Here is a 15509-nt window from a genome sequence, read left to right on the forward strand (position 1 = left end):
AAGCAGGTCCTGCGGGGAACGTCCTGCGGGGAACGTCCTGCGGGGAACGTCCTGCGGGAAACGCGCCGGGCTCAGGACGCGCGCCGGGCCAGGCGGAGGGCGGGAAGGTGGGTCGTGAGGGTCAGGGCATAGGCGGCGAGCAGGCGAGTGAGCCGCTCCGCGTCCTTCCACAGGGCGCCCACCTCGGCGTCCAGCTCGGCGAAGTCATCGGACTCCCGGAGCTCCCCGAACTCCCCCGGTCCCTTGGTCTCGCCCGGCCTGCCGGGCTCCCGTGCCTGCCCGGCCACCTCCGGCCGTCCCGGTTCCCCGAACTCCCTCGGCCGCGCGTACTCACCGGAATCCCCGAGCCGCTCGGGCTTCCCGGAATCCATGGGCCCTCCGGGCTCCCAGGAATTCATGGGCCGTCCGGGCTCCTGAGAATCCGCGGACCGTCCGGGATTCCCGAGCCGGAAGGCCGTCTGCTGCATCTTCTCCAGCCGGTCCTCCAGCTCCCGGGCGCGGATCTTCGCCGCCACGGCCGCGTCCACGGACGACGCCGCCTCGGAAACCGCCTCCACCGTCGCGGACGACGCCCCGGCGTCGCGCAGCGCCTCGACCAGCTCGGCGGTCTCCGGCAGCCGCGGGATCTGGAGGTCGAGCCACATGCGGCCCCACAGGCGCCGTCGGCGCGACTCCGACGAGCCGCCGTCGGCCAGCACCTGCTCGCCGTTCGCGCCGACCCGGACGATGAGCCCGAGCTCGGCGGCGAAGTCCCTGCCGCCCACCGGCGCGAGGCCGCCGTACCCTCCGAAGGAGGACATCCCCTCGTCCATGCGCAGGGCGAGCTCGGCGAGCTGCCGGTCCTGTTCGGGGACGGCGGGCAGCAACGCCAGCCGGTCGTCGTCCATGTGCAGGTACGGATCGCCCGCGGCCGCCCGGACGGCCGTCAGCCCCGTCCCGGTGAGCTCGGCCACCACGGCGCACACGGCGACGTCGGCCCACCAGGCCACGAACAGCCCGGCCGCGTCCTCCAGATCGTTGGCGACCTGCTCGGCGAGCATCTCCTGGAGCGCGCTCATCGCCTCCCGCGGGTCGATCCGCAACGCTCCGCCCGCCACCGCCTCGCCGCCGTCCCGCGCCCCCTGGCCCACGTCCACGAGCCCCTCGCGGACGTCCCCCGGCGTGCCCGCCTCCCCCGCGGGCCCCGGCCGCCGCCGGTCTCTGGCATCGGAGATGTGCCGCATCAGCCGCAGAGCCTCGGCCTGGTCCGCGAGCAGCCGCTCGGTGGCCTCGGCCAGGCAGAGCAGCAGCCGATCGACCGCCTCGTCGCTCATCACCTCACCGGCCGAAGCCGCGACCACCGCCCAGCCCTCAGTTTCCATATCGCTTCTCCCTCGCCGGGACCTGGCGGCCCGCCCGACGGCGACGAGCGCCGAGGCGTCGGGCAGGCCGCTACGGACCGCGTCCGCACGAAAGCCGAGAGTATCCGTAAGAAGTACGGCTCAGGATTGGTTTCGGCACTAATCGGCCCGCGGGGAGGGGAGGGCGTCGCCGGCGTCGCGCGGGTGTGATCCCCGGCGCCGCCCATGTGATCCCCGATATCCCGGGATGTGATCGGGATCTCCCTTCCCGATTTCCCCGGGCCGGTCTCGCCGTCTCCGGGGATGATCCACAATCGTGTGGATCATGTGCCTCACGGGGAGCGGTGTCGTTGTCACCACACGAGCGTGTTCGTTCCGTCCTGGAGACCCAACTGGTGCAGCGGGCGGTCATCCTGGTGATCGTCGTCAACGCCGTCACGATCGGGTGTGAGACCAGCGCCTACCTGACCGCGCGGATCGGAGGTCTCCTGCACGTCGTGGACCGGATCGCGCTGGGCGTCTTCGTCCTCGAACTGGTCGCCCGCCTGTACGCGTACCGGAGGTCGTTCTTCGCGGAACCGTGGAACTGGTTCGACACCCTGATCGTGACGATGGCGCTCATCCCGGCCTCCGGCCCGACCTCGGTGCTGCGCGCCCTGCGCATCCTGCGCGCCCTGCGGCTGCTGTCGGTGGTCCCCAGCATGCGCCGCGTCGTCAGCGCGCTGCTGGCCGCCGTCCCCGGCATGGCCTCGATCATCGGCCTGCTCGTCCTGATGATCTACATCGCGGCGGTGATCGCCACCAAGCTGTTCGGCGACATCGCGCCCGAGCGCTTCGACGACCTGCCCCGGTCGCTGTTCACCCTCTTCCAGATCATGACCGGCGACGACTGGGGCAACACGGCGCAGACCGTGATGGAGCACAAGCCCTGGGCGTGGATCTTCTTCATCGTCTACATCCTGATGTCCACCTTCGTGGCCCTGAACCTGTTCATCGCCGTGGTGGTCAACGCCATGAACGACGCCGAGCCCTCCCCCGCCGAGACCGAGACCCAGGCCGAACTCCGCCGCCTCAAGCAGGACCTGGCCGCCGTCAACGCCAAACTCGACCAGCTCCTCACCCACCAGAACGGCCACCAGCCCCGCCCGCGCACCCCCGTCTGACCTTCCGGGCGTCACATCGCCCCAAGTTACATACTTCATCTTGCATGATCGTTCTTGGCCGGCCGGTTGTCCGCCGCCTCCACGACCACGCTCACAGCGGCTCTCCGAGAGGCCCGTATTCATCCTCCAGGCTGCGGGCCCAGTGGGCGGCGAAGTCCGGCTGGGTGCCGTCGATGTCGGTGAAGCCGTACTCCTGGTACAGGCCCCAGGTAGCCAGCGCTCGTCCGGTCTTGGCCATGACGTTGGGGTCGGCGGCCAGGGCGGCCACTGCCCGTCCCAGGTAGGCGGGGGTCTCGGAGTGGGCGAAGTTGGGGTCCTTGCTCACGCCGTCTCGCCAGTTGGCTTCGGTGACGCCGAAGTGTTCCAGCATCGCCTCCGAGCGCAGGAAGCCGGGTGTGATCGCCACGGCCACGACGCCGTGCGGTTTCAGTTCGGAGGCCTGTGCGACGGCGAGACGGATGACCGCCGACTTCGCCAGGTCGTAGAAGAACGAGCCGCGGTAACGGGCGGTGTTGCCATCGGTGACCTCCACAACCAGGCCGGTCTTGCGGACGACCATCAGCGGAAGCGCGAACCGGCTGGTGATCACGTGGGTCTCCACCGCCTGACGCAGCAGCCGAAGCCCGGTTTCCAGGTCCTGTTCCCAGAGGGGGTGCTCCCAGTCGGTCAGCGGATCGCCACCCCATACGGAGTTGACCAGGATGTCGAGCCGTCCGTCCTGCTCGGTCGCGATCCTGTCGACGAGCGCCCGGACCTCGTTCGGGCGGCTGTGATCGATGCGGACCGGGATGCCCTTCCCGGCGGTCTCCTCGATGGTCTCCGGGCGGTCCAGATCGGAGCGCCCGGCGCCGCTGCTGCGGCCGGTGACGTACACCGTGGCACCGGCGGCACCGAGTTCGACCGCGATGCCCCGCCCGCCACCGCGGGTGCCGCCGGCAACCAGCGCCACCTTTCCGGCCAGCGGCCGCTTCTCCATGGTCATGGTTCCTCCATGTCGTGGTCGTGTCCGGGTGGCAGGTGCGGGGCCAGCACAGCGTCGAGTTCGTGCCGTAGCCGCTGGGCGAGGGGTCCTCGACGCTCCAGCGCCCAGACCAGGCCCATCGAGCAACTAACGGCGCGCCTCGGGCTGTCCAGAGAGAGGCGGAGGTCCCTCCAAGAAAGAGAGAAACCCGAGCTCGTCGTGCCGAGCTCGGGTTTCTGTGCGGTGCGCCGCCAGGGACTCGAACCCCGGACCCGCTGATTAAGAGTCAGCTGCTCTAACCAACTGAGCTAGCGGCGCGTGACTCCATCTAGGGTAGCGGCACAAAGGGGGTGCCTGTGACATTGTTCCGGCATGTCCTGTGACCTGGGCTGTCGGCGGGGTGAGCGGGCGGGCCATAGGGCGGGGCCGTAGGGCGGGGTGGCGTGGAGGTAAGGCGGTCGTCGTGGCGGGCCGATGTTTGGCGGCGTGAAGACGGGTAGTCGATGGGTCCCGACGAAGTCGATCGAAGGGAGACGCAAGTGCAGCAGGACCTTTGGAGCTACAGCCCGACCGTCACCGGCGCGCACCAGAGCTTCGACGTGGTGGGATATCACGTCGAGGCGACGGACGGCCGGATCGGTTCCGTGGACGAGGCCACGTACGAGGTCGGCGAGAGCTACCTGATCGTGGACACCGGGCCGTGGATCTTCGGAAAGAAGGTCATGCTCCCGGCCAGCACGGTCACGCAGATCGACCCGCAGGAGAAGAAGGTCTTCCTGAGCCGCACCAAGCAGGAGATCAAGGACTCTCCGGAGTTCGACGAGGCCGCGTTCAAGGAGCCGGAGTACCGCAACCGGGTCGGCGACTATTACGGACGCTTCCCCTACGGAGGGACCGGCACCTTCTAGTCCCGCCCATCGACGGGTTCGATTCCCCGGCCGCCGGACGGGAACCTTCACGTCCTGAACCGGCCTTCCGGGTCTGATCGGATAAAGGCCGCGCCTGCCAGGCGCGGCCTTCGTCGCGTCGTGGGAGCGGGAACCGGTGGAGCTGATCGCGAGCCTGGAGCCTTGCGGTCCGCGCCGGGTGGGTGCTGTTCCCGGGCCGCTGTATCAGAGACCCCCGGTCAGAGGTGTCCGGGTCTCAGAGGTGTCCGGGTCAGGGCCAGCGGGTGTCGGCGTCGTCGGCGGGGGGCTTGGGGCAGGCGACGCCGAGGCGGTCCAGCAGGGTGAGGAAGGTGGAGGCGTACGGGGAGACCGAGACGACCTCGGCGACCCGGTCCCAGTTCACCTGCTCGCGCAGGGCGCGGACCTGCGGCAGCATCGAGCCGTAGTCGCAACTGTGCTCCGACATCGGCATGATCCACGAGATGACCAGGTCGGTGGCGTCCAGGACGGGCAGGCTCAGGGCCGCCGTGTTGATCATGTGGGCGCGGGAGATCATCTCGGCGGTGATCGGCCGCTCCTCGATCCTGAAGATGAGGTCGACGAGCCTGTCCTCCTCGTCGAAGGCCTTGACCAGCCAGTCCTCCGGCGGCTTGGCCGTACGGAAGCCGACCTGTCTCAGGGTCTCCAGCGCGCGGGGCACGTCCTCCTCGACGAGCACGAAGTCGACGTCGTGCAGCGACGGCGCCGCGCCGCGCGCGTAGGCCGCGCACCCACCCGCCAGCGCGAACCGGATGCCCTCGGCCTTGAGCGCCGAGCCGGCCCGCTTGAGCGTGTCGATGATCGCGTCGGTGACCTCATGCGTGTGGCTTCCCAAAGCTCACCCCCCATGTAGAGCGATGGTGGAAGATCATGACTACCCCCCGTTCTCCAGCCCAAACACGGGGCATGGTCGTGCCCCGTGGGGGTACTCGGCGCCTATGACCCTTTCTGTGAAGAACACGCTTCGTAAGGAGGAACGGGCCTACGAGAACGGGACCGATCGTCCGCTCGGTTCCTACCTGCGCATTCTCACCGTCTACGGCGGTGCGGTCGCGGGCCTGGTGGGACTGGGCAGGTTGATGGGCGTCAAGGCGCCGGAGCGGATCGCCCCGCTGGACCTCGTGCTGATGGGGCTGACCACGCACCGCGTGTCCCGCACCCTCAGCAAGGACCCCGTCACGAGCCCGCTTCGTGCCCCCTTCACACGGTACGCCGGAGTGAGCGGTCCTGCGGAACTGAGGGAGGAGGTCCGGGGCCACGGCGTCCGGCACGCCGTCGGCGAGCTGGTGACCTGCCCCTTCTGCCTCGCGCAGTGGGTCGCGACCGCGTACGCCGCCGGCATGGTGTTCGCGCCCCGCTTCACCAGGCTCGCCGGGGCGACGATGTCCGCCGTCGCCGTCTCCGACTGGCTGCAGCTCGCGTACACGCGGCTGACACAGGTGGCCGAGGGGGAATCCGACTCATGACCGATGCCTCCCGGAACACCGCCATCAGGAACACCGCCACCACCTCGTACACTACGAACCCCCGAGCCGCCGCCGACGCTGCCCGCACGGCGTTACCGGGGACCACGGCGCTGAGGGCGCTGCACGACAACCGCTACGGCAAGCTGCTGGAGATCGCCGTCCTGGGCCTGGTCGCATGCACGTTGCTCGCCGTGGTCGCGGGCGTGTCGGGGGCGCTGTGGCTGACGTTGCTGATGGGCCTGCTGGCCTATGTCGCGCTGGCGGGCGCGTTGTTCGCCGCGCGGCGGATCGTCCGTTCGAACAGGCGGGAAAGAGCCGGGTACCACCGATGACGATGAGCGACATGGCCGGGCCCGAGTCCGACGAGACCCACAAGGAGCGGGTCGACCGTGAGCTCGGGGAGTTACTCCAGGGGTTGCGCGTGGCCGCGACGGGTGTGCAGGTGTTGTTCGCTTTCCTGCTCACCCTTCCTTTTTCCACAGGGTTCGGGAAAGTCGACCAGTCGGGGCGGTGGTTGTTCTACGTCGCCATGCTGAGCGCGGCCATCGCCTCCATCTGCTTCATCGCCCCGGCGACCCAGCACCGCATCCTGTTCCGCACGACGTTGAAGGAGACCATGCTCCACCGGGCCAACCGGCTCAGCGTGGTCGGCGGCATCGCCCTGGCGATCTCGATGACCTGCTCGACCGGCCTGGTGGTGGAGTCGTACCTCGGCGTGCTGCCGGCGGCGCTCCTCGCGGGCGGGGTCGCGGGGCTGAGCGGCTGGCTGTGGTTCGTCCAGCCGATCGTCACGCGGTACCGGCGGGGGCAGCCGTTCGAGGAGTTCTGAGCGAGGGGCGCCGAGAGGCGCGTACGGACGGCCGAAAGGGCGCTCCCCGGGCTACGGGGAGCGCCCTTTCCTCGTGTCACCCGGCCGCCTTCCGGGGCACCGGGCGGACGACGCAGCGGAGCCATGCGTTGTTTGCGCAGTTCAGGGCGTCGGTTGGGTGTTACTTGCCCATGAACCGAGCGAGGGGAAGAGTTGATCCGCAAAGACGTTAAGGTCTGATTTGTCAGGGCAGTTGGATGCCCATGGGAACACTTCTCTGGATCATCGCAGTCGTACTGGTCATCGCCGGGATCTACGTCATCCTGGCTCGTCGCGATCTCCTCTGGGGGATCGTCCTGATCGTCCTCGGCTTCCTCGTCGGCCCGGGCGGTGTCAGCATCTTTCACCCATAGCGGTACCACGACGACCAGCCCCGGATCCGGGGCTGTGAGAACGCGGAAACGGCGGACCGGCGCACCCGGTCCGCCGTCCGCGGTCGTGGTACGCCAGGCACACTCCGATTCACACCTACGACAGGCGGCGGCCCGGCCCGGCCTCTGTGACGCGGCCGCCGGCCTGTCCAACGCGACCGGCCCGTGAGGACGGGCCCGCACACGACAGGAACGGGCCCCGCCAAGAATCCTCGGCGGGGCCGGTGAACCCGTGCGGGAGTCAGCAGCTCTCGGGATCCTCGCCGCCGAGGCAGTACACCGCGTAGGCCCGGCGCAGCACCGGCAGGGCCACGTTGCGGACGCGGACGCCGCCCGGCGTCACGCCCTTCTCGACCCCGGCGTGCGCGTGGCCGTGGACGAACAGATCGGCGCCCTCGGCGTCGACCGCCTCGGCCAGCAGGTAGCTGCCGAGGAACGGATAGATCTCCGGCGGCTCGCCCGCCAGGGTGTCCTTCACCGGCGAGTAGTGGCTCAGCACGACCCGATGGTCGACGTCGAGGCCCTTCAGCGCCTTGTGCCACAGGTCGGCGATCTCGCGGGTGTGCCGGACGAACGCCTTCATCTCCGGCTCGCCGAACTCGCTCGCGCACTTGCCGGCGAACCCGCCGCAGAACCCCTTGCCCCCGACGACGCCGAGACGGGCCTCCCCGCAGGGGATGACCATGGAGTCGTCCTCCAGCACGTGGATGCCCGCGTCGCGGAGCAGGGCGATGATCTCGTCTTCCGCGTCGGACTGGTAGTCGTGGTTGCCGAGCACGGCGACCACCGGGACGCGCAGGTCGCGGAACTCCTCCGCCACGATGCGCCCCTCCTCGGGCGTGCCGTGGCGGGTCAGGTCCCCCGCGAGCAGGAGCACGTCCGCGCGCTGCTCGATGCCCTCCAGCCGGGGGCGGTATCTGCCACGGATGTCCTCGCCCAGATGGACGTCGCCGACGGCGGCGACTCTCACCTTCACAGGGTCTCCTCCTCCCCCGGTTCCCGTACTTCGACGACGGTCACCTCGTTGTGCACCGTGAGCCCCGGCGCGTTCTCGACGGCGACGGCCGCCACATGCGCACGCCGCTCGGCGCCCTCCACCTGGCCGCGCAGGAAGAGCTGGTCGCCGCGGATGTCGACGCGGATGCCCAGCTCGTAGGTGCGCTCGTCCTCCGCGAGGGCCCGTTGCACACGCGCGGCGACGTAGTGGGGAGCGTCGTGGTGCGAGGCGACGGAATGCGGAGCCTCGTGGGACATGTCTACCCCCTCCGATCGAGTCCTGGTCTCGCCGTGCCCGTGATGACGTGGGCGAAACCGGGGATAGGTTTGGTCCTTGCTTTTCAGGATAGAACGGTGCCTTAGCAAAGTGTCCAGGACGTGCGCGCCTCGGGACGCCGGCGGCGCGTGCGGGTCATCCGATCTTCACGCCTGATGGCGCGAGCGCTCACGTCACCCGGTCCGGGCGCCCGGACGGCCGCACGCACCCGTGCGACGGGCCCACCGGCGCCGGGCATCGTGCACCCTGCGTCCCGTGCACCTCGCGACCCGCGTTCGCCGCCGGAGCGGTGCCGTCACGCCGCCGTCACGGTTCCGTGGTCCGCTCTCTTGAGGGTGGCGCGCCAGGCGTGGTCCCGCCCGGCCCGCCGGGCATCCCCCTGAGCTCCGTGACCCCGAGCCAGGTAACCGGCCAAGGATTGGCCAACCTGGAGGAGAGCCGTTGAAGGTAGCAATGGTGTCCGAGCACGCGAGCCCGCTGGCCATGCCGGGCAGTGTGGACTCCGGCGGTCAGAACGTCCACGTCGCCGCCCTGGCGAGGGCGCTGGCCGCCATGGGGCACGAGGTCACCGTCCACACGCGCAGGGATGATCCCGATCTGCCCGAGACGGTGGAGTACGCGCCCGGCGTGTCCGTGGTGCACGTCCCGGCCGGACCGCCTGCCCGCATCGCGAAGGACGAGATCCTCGCGCACGTCCCCGACTTCGCGCACTGGCTGCGTCAGCGGTGGCTGTTCCGCCCGCCGGACGTCGTGCACAGCCACTTCTGGATGAGCGGCCTCGCCGCGCTGGCGGCCGCCCGCGACCCCGGCGTGCCGGTCGTCCACACCTTCCACGCCCTCGGCGTGGTCAAGCGGCGCCACCAGGGACCGGAGGACACCAGCCCCGAGCAGCGCCTGAAGGCCGAGACCGTCGTCGCGCGGGGGGTGGCCAAGATCGTGGCGACCTGCGGCGACGAGGTGGACGAGCTGACGCGCATGGACGTGCCGCGCCGCGCGGTCACGGTCGTGCCATGCGGCGTCGACAGCGCGGGGTTCGGCCCCTCCGGCCCGGCAGCGCCGCGTCCGCACGGCCTGCGCCTGCTGTCGATCGGGCGGCTGGTGCCCCGCAAGGGCGTCCTCACGATCATCGAGGCCATGCGGCTGATCCCGGACGCCGAGCTGATCGTCGCCGGAGGCCCTCCGGCGGAGGAACTGGACGGCGATCCGGAGGTGGCGAGGCTGCGGCGCGCCGCGTCGGAGGCCGGGGTCGCGGCCCGGGTCCGTTTCATCGGGCAGGTCGCGCACGAGGACGTCCCGGCGCTGATGCGCGCGGCCGACGTGGCCGTGTGCGTGCCGTGGTACGAGCCGTTCGGCATGGTCGCGCTGGAGGCGATGGCGTGCGGGCTGCCCGTGGTCGCCTCCGCCGTGGGCGGCCAGCGCGAGACGGTCGTCGACGGCCGCACCGGCACGCTGGTGCCGCCCCGCGACCCGCGTGCGCTCGCCGCCGCCGTCAACAGCCTTCTGGCCGACCCCAGCCTGCGCGCGGCGTACGGGAAGGCGGGTGCGCGGCGGGCCAGGACCCGCTACGCGTGGCCGAGGATCGCCGCCGCGACCGCCGCCGTGTACGAGGACGTCGTCGCGGACGCGGCCGAGGCGCACGACCCCCTCCGGCCGGGAAGGAAGGCGTCGTGACGCGCGACCGCCTCCGCCCGCCGGAGGAAGGCGCCGGGAACGGCCCGCCGGAGGAAGACCTGGTGAGCGGCCCCGCTCGCGATCCGCGGACCCCGCCGGGGGCGCGAGAACGATGAGCGTCGCCCTGGTGCTGCGCGCGCTCGGCGTCGGTGAGCTGCTCACCGCCGTACCGGCCCTGCGGGCGCTGCACCGGGGCGGGCTGAGCGTCGTGCTGGCAGCGCCGGGCGGGCTGCGGGACCTGGCCCTGCTGTCCGGCGCGGTGGGCGGCGTGATCCCCACCCGCGGGCCTGAGGAACTGGTCTGGGACGGCAGGCGGCTCGACCTGGCCGTCAACATGCAGGGCCGGGGCCCGAGGAGCCACCACCTGGTGATGGACCTGCACCCGCGCCGGCTGTGGGCGTTCGCGCACCCGTCCCTGCCCCGCCTGAAGGGGCCGACCTGGCGCGAGCACGAGCACGAGGTGGCGCGCTGGTGCCGGCTCGTCACGTGGTACGGCTCGCGCGCGGACCCCGGCGACCTCGGGCTCGCGGTGCCGCACTGCCCGAACCCCGCGCCCGGCGCGGTGGTGATCCACCCGGGGCGCGGGCGGGCGGCGGGGCGGTGGCCGCACGAGCGGTTCGCCGAGGTGGCGCGGACGATGGCCGCCGACGGGCTGCCGGTGGTCGTCACCGGGAGCCGCCGTGAGCGTCCCCTGGCACTGCTCGTCGCGGCGCAGGCCCGGCTGTCCCCGCGCGACGTCCTGGCGGGCCGCGTGAGCCTGCTGGAGCTGTGCGCGCTGGTGGCCGGGGCGCGGCTGGTGGTCAGCGCGGACGCCGGGGTCGCGCAGGTGGCGACGGCGTACGGCACCCCGTCGGTGGTGGTCTTCGCGCCGGAGTCGCCCGCCCGGTGGGGGCCGCCCGCCGGGCGTCCGTGGCACCGGGCGCTCGCGGGCGGGACCGATCCCGCGGCGGTGAGCGTGGCACAGGTCGTGACGGCCGCGCGCGAGGTGCTTTCGGCGTCCGTGCCCTGATCACCGGGGTCCGTCCCCCTGACCACGGGGGTGCGCGCCGCCCAGGGTGAGGTTTGGAGAGGCCTGGGCGCGGTAGCGGGACCGGATCGGCGTCCGGTCGCTGATCGGCGCGCCGGCGTCGGGAAGGCAGGAAGGACGACGTGCTTGACCTGCGAAGATGCGCGAGCGAAGACCCGGAGCAGACATGACGTCAGATTTGTCGGGTATGGGGAGTGTCCACCGGGAAGGGGGACGCAAAGTGCACGAGACTCCTGAACAGCGGTCCGAGACCGGCAAGCCGATGGTGGCCGCGACGCCCCGGGATGTCATCCACATACGCCTCGCGTCGTTCGTACTGTTCGTCGCGATCGCGCTCGGCGCGCTCTCGCTGATCGCGGGCGCGACGATTCCCGCCGTGATCCTCGGCGTGGTGGTCGTGGTCGCCGTCGTGGACGTCATCCTGGCCGTACGGCGGCAGCGCCGCCTCGGCACCGGCCCCCGATCCACCGGCTGAAGGGCGCGGACATGTCGAGCTTGAGCGGAAAGGTGGTCGTGGTGACCGGCGCCAGCGGTGGCGTCGGTCGCGCGGTCGTACGCATTCTCGGACAGAAGGGCGCCAAGGTCGCGCTCATCGCGCGGGGAGAGACCGGTCTCGCGACCGCCGCGGCCGAGGTCGGCGGCGAGGGCGGGACGGCCAAGGTCTTCCCCGCAGACGTCGCCGACCACGAGCAGGTCGAGGCGGCGGCCGACGCCGTCGAGAGGGATCTGGGTCCCATCGACGTGTGGATCAACGTCGCGTTCTCCTCGGTCTTCGCACGGTTCCTGGAGATCGAGCCCGAGGAGTTCGAGCGGACGACCGCCGTCACCTACCTCGGGTACGTCTGGGGCACCCGTGCCGCGCTGCGGCGGATGCGGCCCAGGAACCAGGGCGTCATCGTCCAGACCGGGTCGGCACTGGCGTACCGCGGCATTCCCCTGCAGTCGGCGTACTGCGGGGCCAAGCACGCGATCAAGGGCTTCACCGAGTCGATCCGCACCGAGCTGCTGAACGACCACAGCGACGTGAAGATCACCATGGTGCAGTTGCCGGCCGTGAACACCCCGCAGTTCGACTGGGTGCTGTCCCGGCTGCGCCGGCACCCCCAGCCCGTTCCCCCGATCTTCCAGCCGGAGGTCGCCGCGCGGGCCATCGTGTACGCCGCCGAGCACCCGTCACGGCGGGAGTACTGGGTGGGCGGCAGCACCGCCGCCACGATCATCGGCGAGCGGCTCGTGCCGGGGCTGATCGACCGCTACCTCGGCAGGACGGGCGTCCGCTCCCAGCAGACCGACGAGAAGAAGCCGACCGGGGTCGCCAACCTGTGGGAGCCCGCGGACGAGAACCGCGACTACGGCGCCCACGGCAGCTTCGACGCCCGCTCCAAGGACCGCAGCGTCCAGGTGTGGCTCTCCCAGAACCGCAACCGGCTGGCGGCCGCCCTGGGCGGCGCCGCCGCGACGGCCCTCGCCGTCCGCACGCTACTCCGCCGCTGACCGCCCCACGACACTCGGCCCCCGTGCATGACCGGCCCGCCTCCTTGCCGGCCGCGTACGGGGGCTGATCGCCGTTCACGGGGGCTTTCGCCTCGGCTCCGAGCCCTGGCTTCGAGGGGCCCTGGCTTCGAGCCCGAGCCTTGGCTCCGAACACGTGAGGCCGTTCACTGGACGTTCGCCTTGGCTCCGGGCTTTGGCTCCGGGCACATGAGAAGGCCCTGCGGGCACGTGAGAAGGCCCTGCCCCGCGAGCGTCCCCGGCGGTGCGGGCCGGGGACGGGTCGAGAGGCAGGGCCTTGGCTCAGCGTTGTCCGATGAGGAGCGCTTCGCCGGGGGCCGGTGGCGGGCCATGAGGCCTGGTGCGCGTCAGTCGCCGGGCCAGGTTCCGGTGGCGTTGGCGATGCCTTCGGCGGTCGCGCGGTCGATCGCGGCCTTCACGACCCCGAAGACGGCGCCCTGGATGGCGGAGGCGATCAGGACCTCCGTCCAGCCGTACTGCGAGGAGGTGGCCTGCGGCGCGTCGTCCTTGCCCGCCGCCAGCTTCCAGAGCTGCTTGAAGATCACCCCGGAGACGTAGCCGCCGACCATTCCGGAGAGCGCGCCGACGGACCTGTAGGCCAGCTTCTTCACGACCGCTTCTTCCTCCTCGCCGCCCGCCAGAGCACCAGGACGCCGGCGGCAGCGGCGGCGACCAGCCAGGGACGGTTCCTCGCCTGGGCGACGACCTTGTCGGCCGCGTCCTTCACCTCGGGGGGCATCGCGTCCCGGGCCTTGCCCGCGAGCTCGCCCGCCTTGACCGAGAGGTCCCCGGCCTTCTCCCCGGCGAACGTGGCCAGGTCGCCCGCCTTGTCGTTGGCCTTGGCGGCCAGCACGCCCGCCTTGTCGCCCGCCTTGGCGGCGAGCTCCCCCGCCTTGTCGCCGGCTTTGGAGGCCAGCTCCGCGGCCTTCTCGCCGGCCGCGGAGGCCACCACTCCGGCCTGGTCTCCCGCCTTGGAGGCGAGGTCGTTCGCGTTGTTCTTGACTCCGGTCAGCGCGCCCTGCGCACGATCCGTGATATCCGCCATCGTGTCCTCCTTTGCCATGGACCCCCGCTACCCCCGGAAGGGGCGCTCTAACTGGCTTTTCCGCCAGGTGAGCGCCTCGGAAGCGGATGCGCGGCCGGGATCACGAACAGGACCGGGTTCGCGAACCGGGGGGCGGGACATACGAACGGGACGAACGGCGCGAGCCACGCGAAACGGCCCGAGCGCGCCCGGGACGAACCGGGCGTGCGGGAGACCGGGGCGGATCCCCCGAGGTCAGCGGGCCTTCGCGGTGGCCCTGCGGTTGGCCTTCTTGATGGCCTCGACGAGTTCGGCCTTGCTCATCTTCGAACGGCCCTCGACGCCGAGGCGGGCGGCGACCTTGTACAGGTGCTGTTTGCTGGCGTTGGCGTCGACGCCCTCGGCCGTGTGGCCGGGCTCGGGCGTGCTGCGCGCCGCCTGCTCGTCGGACGGGCCCTTCCTTCCCTTCGGCTCCCAGTGGTCGCCGATCTTCTCGAACGAGTGCTTCAGCGCGGCGAAGGCCGTGCGGTGGGCGCGCTCGCCCTCACCGTAGGTCTCGACGGCGGAGTCGTGCGCCTTGATCCACGTCTCCTGCGCCTTCTTCGGCGACCGTTCGAGTGTCGACGGGAGTTCCTTCTTGCCAGGCATGACGTCTTCCTCCTCGGATCTACTCGCCTGGTCCGCCGAGGCGGGTGCCGGGTCCGTACCTACGGCGACCCGGAGGCCGGGCATGCCGGACGTGCGCGGCGACGCTGCGGCGATGACCTACGACTTCATTCCCGCACCGGCGGTTCGGCGACGCGAACCGCCGGATTCTTGGGAGAAGCCATCCGTGAGGCCAACCGTGGCATGACATTTCGCAGTTTCACCGCGCCCACCGAACCGGTCTCGCCGTCCCGGCGTCCTCGCCGGGTCAGACCATCGGGTCGTCGTAGCGCCGCTCCTCGTAGACGGTGGTCCGGGGGTCGACGGTGCCGACGGGGCTCACCGGGGTGGTGCGGGTCGTCACGGCGGTCCGGCGCACGTTGTTCAGCCGCCAGATACCGAAGACCAGCCCGACGATGCCGCCCAGCATGAGGATCACGCCGACGACGTTGATGTCGATCCCCGCGAGGTCGAACTCGACGGCCCAGGTGAGTATGGCGCCGAGCATGATCAAAATGATGCTTCCGGCGATGGTCATGGAAAGCCTCCTTCGCTCTACGCCCCCTGTACTTTCCCTCCTGCGAGTCTCAAACGTCGGCATGCGCCGGCGCGTTGCCCGCGCACGAGGAACGTGTGGTACCCACTGGAACCGTGATGTTCAGCAAGAAGCCGACCCTGACCGGCACGCGCGTGGTGCTCCGCCCCGTCGGTCCCGAGTACGCCGACGGCCTGTGGGAGCTCGTGCGCGACCCCGAGACCCGCCGCCTCACCGGCTCGCACGCCCCTTTCACCTACGAGGCGGTGGCCCGGTGGTACGCCGGGCGCCGCGACCACGACGACCGGCTCGACCTCGCGATCTGCGACGCCGCCGACGGCCGCTACGTCGGCGAGATCGTCCTCAACGATCTCGACACCGACAACCTGTCGTGCAACATGCGGATCGCGCTGGTCGGCCCGGCCGCGTACGGCAAGGGGTACGGGACCGAGGCCATCCGGCTGACGCTGGCCCACGCGTTCGAGACGGCCGGCGTCCACCGGATCGGCCTTGAGGTCTTCGCGTTCAACGCCCGCGCCCACCACGTCTACGAGAAGGTCGGCTTCGTGAAGGAGGGCGTGCTGCGGGACGCGCTCCGCTGGAAGGGCGAGTGGCACGACGCGATCGTCATGTCCGTCCTCGCCACGGACTGGGCGGCCCACCGGGGGTATCCGGTCCGCTGAGCCGTGACGGCGTCGTATTGAATGGGAGGGCCGGTGCGGTCGAA

At 71.1% G+C, this 15509-nt stretch carries 20 protein-coding genes and 1 tRNA gene; 11 read left to right on the forward strand and 10 right to left on the reverse strand.

The features are described from left to right. Positions 1-71 precede the first annotated feature (71 nt). The gene (locus tag DQ384_RS05945; RefSeq protein ID WP_114027682.1) at positions 72-1361 is read right to left on the reverse strand and encodes a hypothetical protein; all 1290 of its coding nucleotides are present in this window, start codon (positions 1359-1361) and stop codon (positions 72-74) included. 329 nt (positions 1362-1690) lie between these two features. On the opposite strand from DQ384_RS05945, the gene DQ384_RS05950 reads away from it, so the two are divergent. Further along, entirely contained in the window at positions 1691-2503 is an 813-nt protein-coding gene (locus tag DQ384_RS05950) for an ion transporter (protein WP_114028009.1), read from the forward strand. 91 nt (positions 2504-2594) lie between these two features. Here the strand turns inward: DQ384_RS05950 and DQ384_RS05955 are convergent, their stop codons facing one another. After that, entirely contained in the window at positions 2595-3479 is an 885-nt protein-coding gene (locus DQ384_RS05955; protein WP_220182817.1) for an SDR family oxidoreductase, read from the reverse strand. Positions 3480-3708: 229 nt separating this feature from the next. Then, positions 3709-3782, reverse strand: a tRNA-Lys gene (locus tag DQ384_RS05960). Between the two features lie 221 nt (positions 3783-4003). Here DQ384_RS05960 and DQ384_RS05965 point away from each other — a divergent pair. Then, the gene (locus tag DQ384_RS05965; protein ID WP_114027684.1) at positions 4004-4372 is read left to right on the forward strand and encodes a PRC-barrel domain containing protein; all 369 of its coding nucleotides are present in this window, start codon (positions 4004-4006) and stop codon (positions 4370-4372) included. Positions 4373-4622: 250 nt separating this feature from the next. On the opposite strand, the gene DQ384_RS05970 is transcribed toward DQ384_RS05965, so the two are convergent. After that, the gene (locus DQ384_RS05970) at positions 4623-5225 is read right to left on the reverse strand and encodes a nucleotidyltransferase family protein (RefSeq protein ID WP_114027685.1); all 603 of its coding nucleotides are present in this window, start codon (positions 5223-5225) and stop codon (positions 4623-4625) included. A gap of 115 nt (positions 5226-5340) precedes the next feature. Here DQ384_RS05970 and DQ384_RS05975 point away from each other — a divergent pair, with 115 nt between their 5' ends. From DQ384_RS05975 to DQ384_RS41035, 4 genes are all read left to right on the forward strand, one after another. Continuing rightward, positions 5341-5856, forward strand: a complete 516-nt coding sequence (locus DQ384_RS05975) for a DUF1360 domain-containing protein (RefSeq protein WP_425451417.1) — start codon at positions 5341-5343, stop codon at positions 5854-5856. Then, positions 5853-6188 carry a hypothetical protein gene (locus DQ384_RS05980; protein WP_114027687.1) on the forward strand — a complete coding sequence of 112 codons (336 nt, stop codon included), beginning with the start codon at positions 5853-5855 and terminating at the stop codon, positions 6186-6188. Before DQ384_RS05975 ends, DQ384_RS05980 begins: the two co-directional genes overlap by 4 nt. Beyond that, entirely contained in the window at positions 6185-6685 is a 501-nt protein-coding gene (locus DQ384_RS05985; RefSeq protein ID WP_114027688.1) for a DUF6328 family protein, read from the forward strand. Before DQ384_RS05980 ends, DQ384_RS05985 begins: the two co-directional genes overlap by 4 nt. 242 nt (positions 6686-6927) lie before the next feature. Then, positions 6928-7077, forward strand: a complete 150-nt coding sequence (locus DQ384_RS41035) for a GPGG-motif small membrane protein (RefSeq protein ID WP_181871055.1) — start codon at positions 6928-6930, stop codon at positions 7075-7077. Between the two features lie 259 nt (positions 7078-7336). Here the strand turns inward: DQ384_RS41035 and DQ384_RS05990 are convergent, their stop codons facing one another. Together DQ384_RS05990 and DQ384_RS05995 are read right to left on the reverse strand one after the other, a co-directional pair. Next, entirely contained in the window at positions 7337-8071 is a 735-nt protein-coding gene (locus DQ384_RS05990; RefSeq protein ID WP_114027689.1) for a metallophosphoesterase family protein, read from the reverse strand. Next, positions 8068-8349 carry a BON domain-containing protein gene (locus DQ384_RS05995; protein WP_114027690.1) on the reverse strand — a complete coding sequence of 94 codons (282 nt, stop codon included), beginning with the start codon at positions 8347-8349 and terminating at the stop codon, positions 8068-8070. The genes DQ384_RS05990 and DQ384_RS05995 overlap by 4 nt, the downstream gene beginning before the upstream one ends. 460 nt (positions 8350-8809) lie before the next feature. Here DQ384_RS05995 and DQ384_RS06000 point away from each other — a divergent pair, with 460 nt between their 5' ends. The 4 genes from DQ384_RS06000 to DQ384_RS06015 all read left to right on the forward strand — a co-directional run bounded on the left by DQ384_RS06000 (position 8810) and on the right by DQ384_RS06015 (position 12560). After that, positions 8810-10039 (forward strand): glycosyltransferase, encoded by a 1230-nt coding sequence (locus DQ384_RS06000; RefSeq protein ID WP_114027691.1) that lies wholly within the window; start codon positions 8810-8812, stop codon positions 10037-10039. A gap of 112 nt (positions 10040-10151) precedes the next feature. Beyond that, positions 10152-11048, forward strand: a complete 897-nt coding sequence (locus DQ384_RS06005) for a glycosyltransferase family 9 protein (RefSeq protein WP_114027692.1) — start codon at positions 10152-10154, stop codon at positions 11046-11048. Between the two features lie 238 nt (positions 11049-11286). Further along, positions 11287-11541, forward strand: coding sequence for a hypothetical protein (locus DQ384_RS06010; RefSeq protein ID WP_147268666.1), 255 nt, complete (start codon positions 11287-11289; stop codon positions 11539-11541). An 11-nt stretch (positions 11542-11552) separates the two neighbouring features. Then, positions 11553-12560 carry an SDR family oxidoreductase gene (locus DQ384_RS06015; RefSeq protein WP_114027694.1) on the forward strand — a complete coding sequence of 336 codons (1008 nt, stop codon included), beginning with the start codon at positions 11553-11555 and terminating at the stop codon, positions 12558-12560. A gap of 365 nt (positions 12561-12925) precedes the next feature. On the opposite strand, the gene DQ384_RS06020 is transcribed toward DQ384_RS06015, so the two are convergent. From DQ384_RS06020 to DQ384_RS06035, 4 genes are all read right to left on the reverse strand, one after another. Further along, the gene (locus DQ384_RS06020) at positions 12926-13189 is read right to left on the reverse strand and encodes a DUF4235 domain-containing protein (protein ID WP_114027695.1); all 264 of its coding nucleotides are present in this window, start codon (positions 13187-13189) and stop codon (positions 12926-12928) included. Then, entirely contained in the window at positions 13186-13623 is a 438-nt protein-coding gene (locus DQ384_RS06025; RefSeq protein WP_114027696.1) for a hypothetical protein, read from the reverse strand. The genes DQ384_RS06020 and DQ384_RS06025 overlap by 4 nt, the downstream gene beginning before the upstream one ends. 234 nt (positions 13624-13857) lie before the next feature. Beyond that, positions 13858-14250, reverse strand: coding sequence for a ChaB family protein (locus DQ384_RS06030; RefSeq protein ID WP_114027697.1), 393 nt, complete (start codon positions 14248-14250; stop codon positions 13858-13860). A gap of 265 nt (positions 14251-14515) precedes the next feature. Continuing rightward, positions 14516-14785, reverse strand: coding sequence for a DUF6458 family protein (locus tag DQ384_RS06035; RefSeq protein ID WP_114027698.1), 270 nt, complete (start codon positions 14783-14785; stop codon positions 14516-14518). A gap of 116 nt (positions 14786-14901) precedes the next feature. Here DQ384_RS06035 and DQ384_RS06040 point away from each other — a divergent pair, with 116 nt between their 5' ends. Next, entirely contained in the window at positions 14902-15465 is a 564-nt protein-coding gene (locus tag DQ384_RS06040; RefSeq protein WP_114027699.1) for a GNAT family N-acetyltransferase, read from the forward strand. Positions 15466-15509: the final 44 nt, after the last annotated feature.

Source organism: Sphaerisporangium album, assembly GCF_003323745.1.
GTDB classification, from domain to species: domain Bacteria; phylum Actinomycetota; class Actinomycetes; order Streptosporangiales; family Streptosporangiaceae; genus Sphaerisporangium; species Sphaerisporangium album.

What these genes read in the sequence shown, in the direction of transcription:
- DQ384_RS05945 (WP_114027682.1), bottom strand. Translation starts at nt 1,361, where the DNA reads ATGGAAACTGAGGGCTGGGCGGTGGTCGCGGCTTCGGCCGGTGAGGTG.
- DQ384_RS05955 (WP_220182817.1), bottom strand. Translation starts at nt 3,479, where the DNA reads ATGGAGAAGCGGCCGCTGGCCGGAAAGGTGGCGCTGGTTGCCGGCGGC.
- DQ384_RS05980 (WP_114027687.1), top strand. Translation starts at nt 5,853, where the DNA reads ATGACCGATGCCTCCCGGAACACCGCCATCAGGAACACCGCCACCACC.
- DQ384_RS05985 (WP_114027688.1), top strand. Translation starts at nt 6,185, where the DNA reads ATGACGATGAGCGACATGGCCGGGCCCGAGTCCGACGAGACCCACAAG.
- DQ384_RS41035 (WP_181871055.1), top strand. Translation starts at nt 6,928, where the DNA reads ATGGGAACACTTCTCTGGATCATCGCAGTCGTACTGGTCATCGCCGGG.
- DQ384_RS05995 (WP_114027690.1), bottom strand. Translation starts at nt 8,349, where the DNA reads ATGTCCCACGAGGCTCCGCATTCCGTCGCCTCGCACCACGACGCTCCC.
- DQ384_RS06005 (WP_114027692.1), top strand. Translation starts at nt 10,152, where the DNA reads ATGAGCGTCGCCCTGGTGCTGCGCGCGCTCGGCGTCGGTGAGCTGCTC.
- DQ384_RS06015 (WP_114027694.1), top strand. Translation starts at nt 11,553, where the DNA reads ATGTCGAGCTTGAGCGGAAAGGTGGTCGTGGTGACCGGCGCCAGCGGT.
- DQ384_RS06025 (WP_114027696.1), bottom strand. Translation starts at nt 13,623, where the DNA reads ATGGCGGATATCACGGATCGTGCGCAGGGCGCGCTGACCGGAGTCAAG.
- DQ384_RS06030 (WP_114027697.1), bottom strand. Translation starts at nt 14,250, where the DNA reads ATGCCTGGCAAGAAGGAACTCCCGTCGACACTCGAACGGTCGCCGAAG.
- DQ384_RS06035 (WP_114027698.1), bottom strand. Translation starts at nt 14,785, where the DNA reads ATGACCATCGCCGGAAGCATCATTTTGATCATGCTCGGCGCCATACTC.
- DQ384_RS06040 (WP_114027699.1), top strand. Translation starts at nt 14,902, where the DNA reads ATGTTCAGCAAGAAGCCGACCCTGACCGGCACGCGCGTGGTGCTCCGC.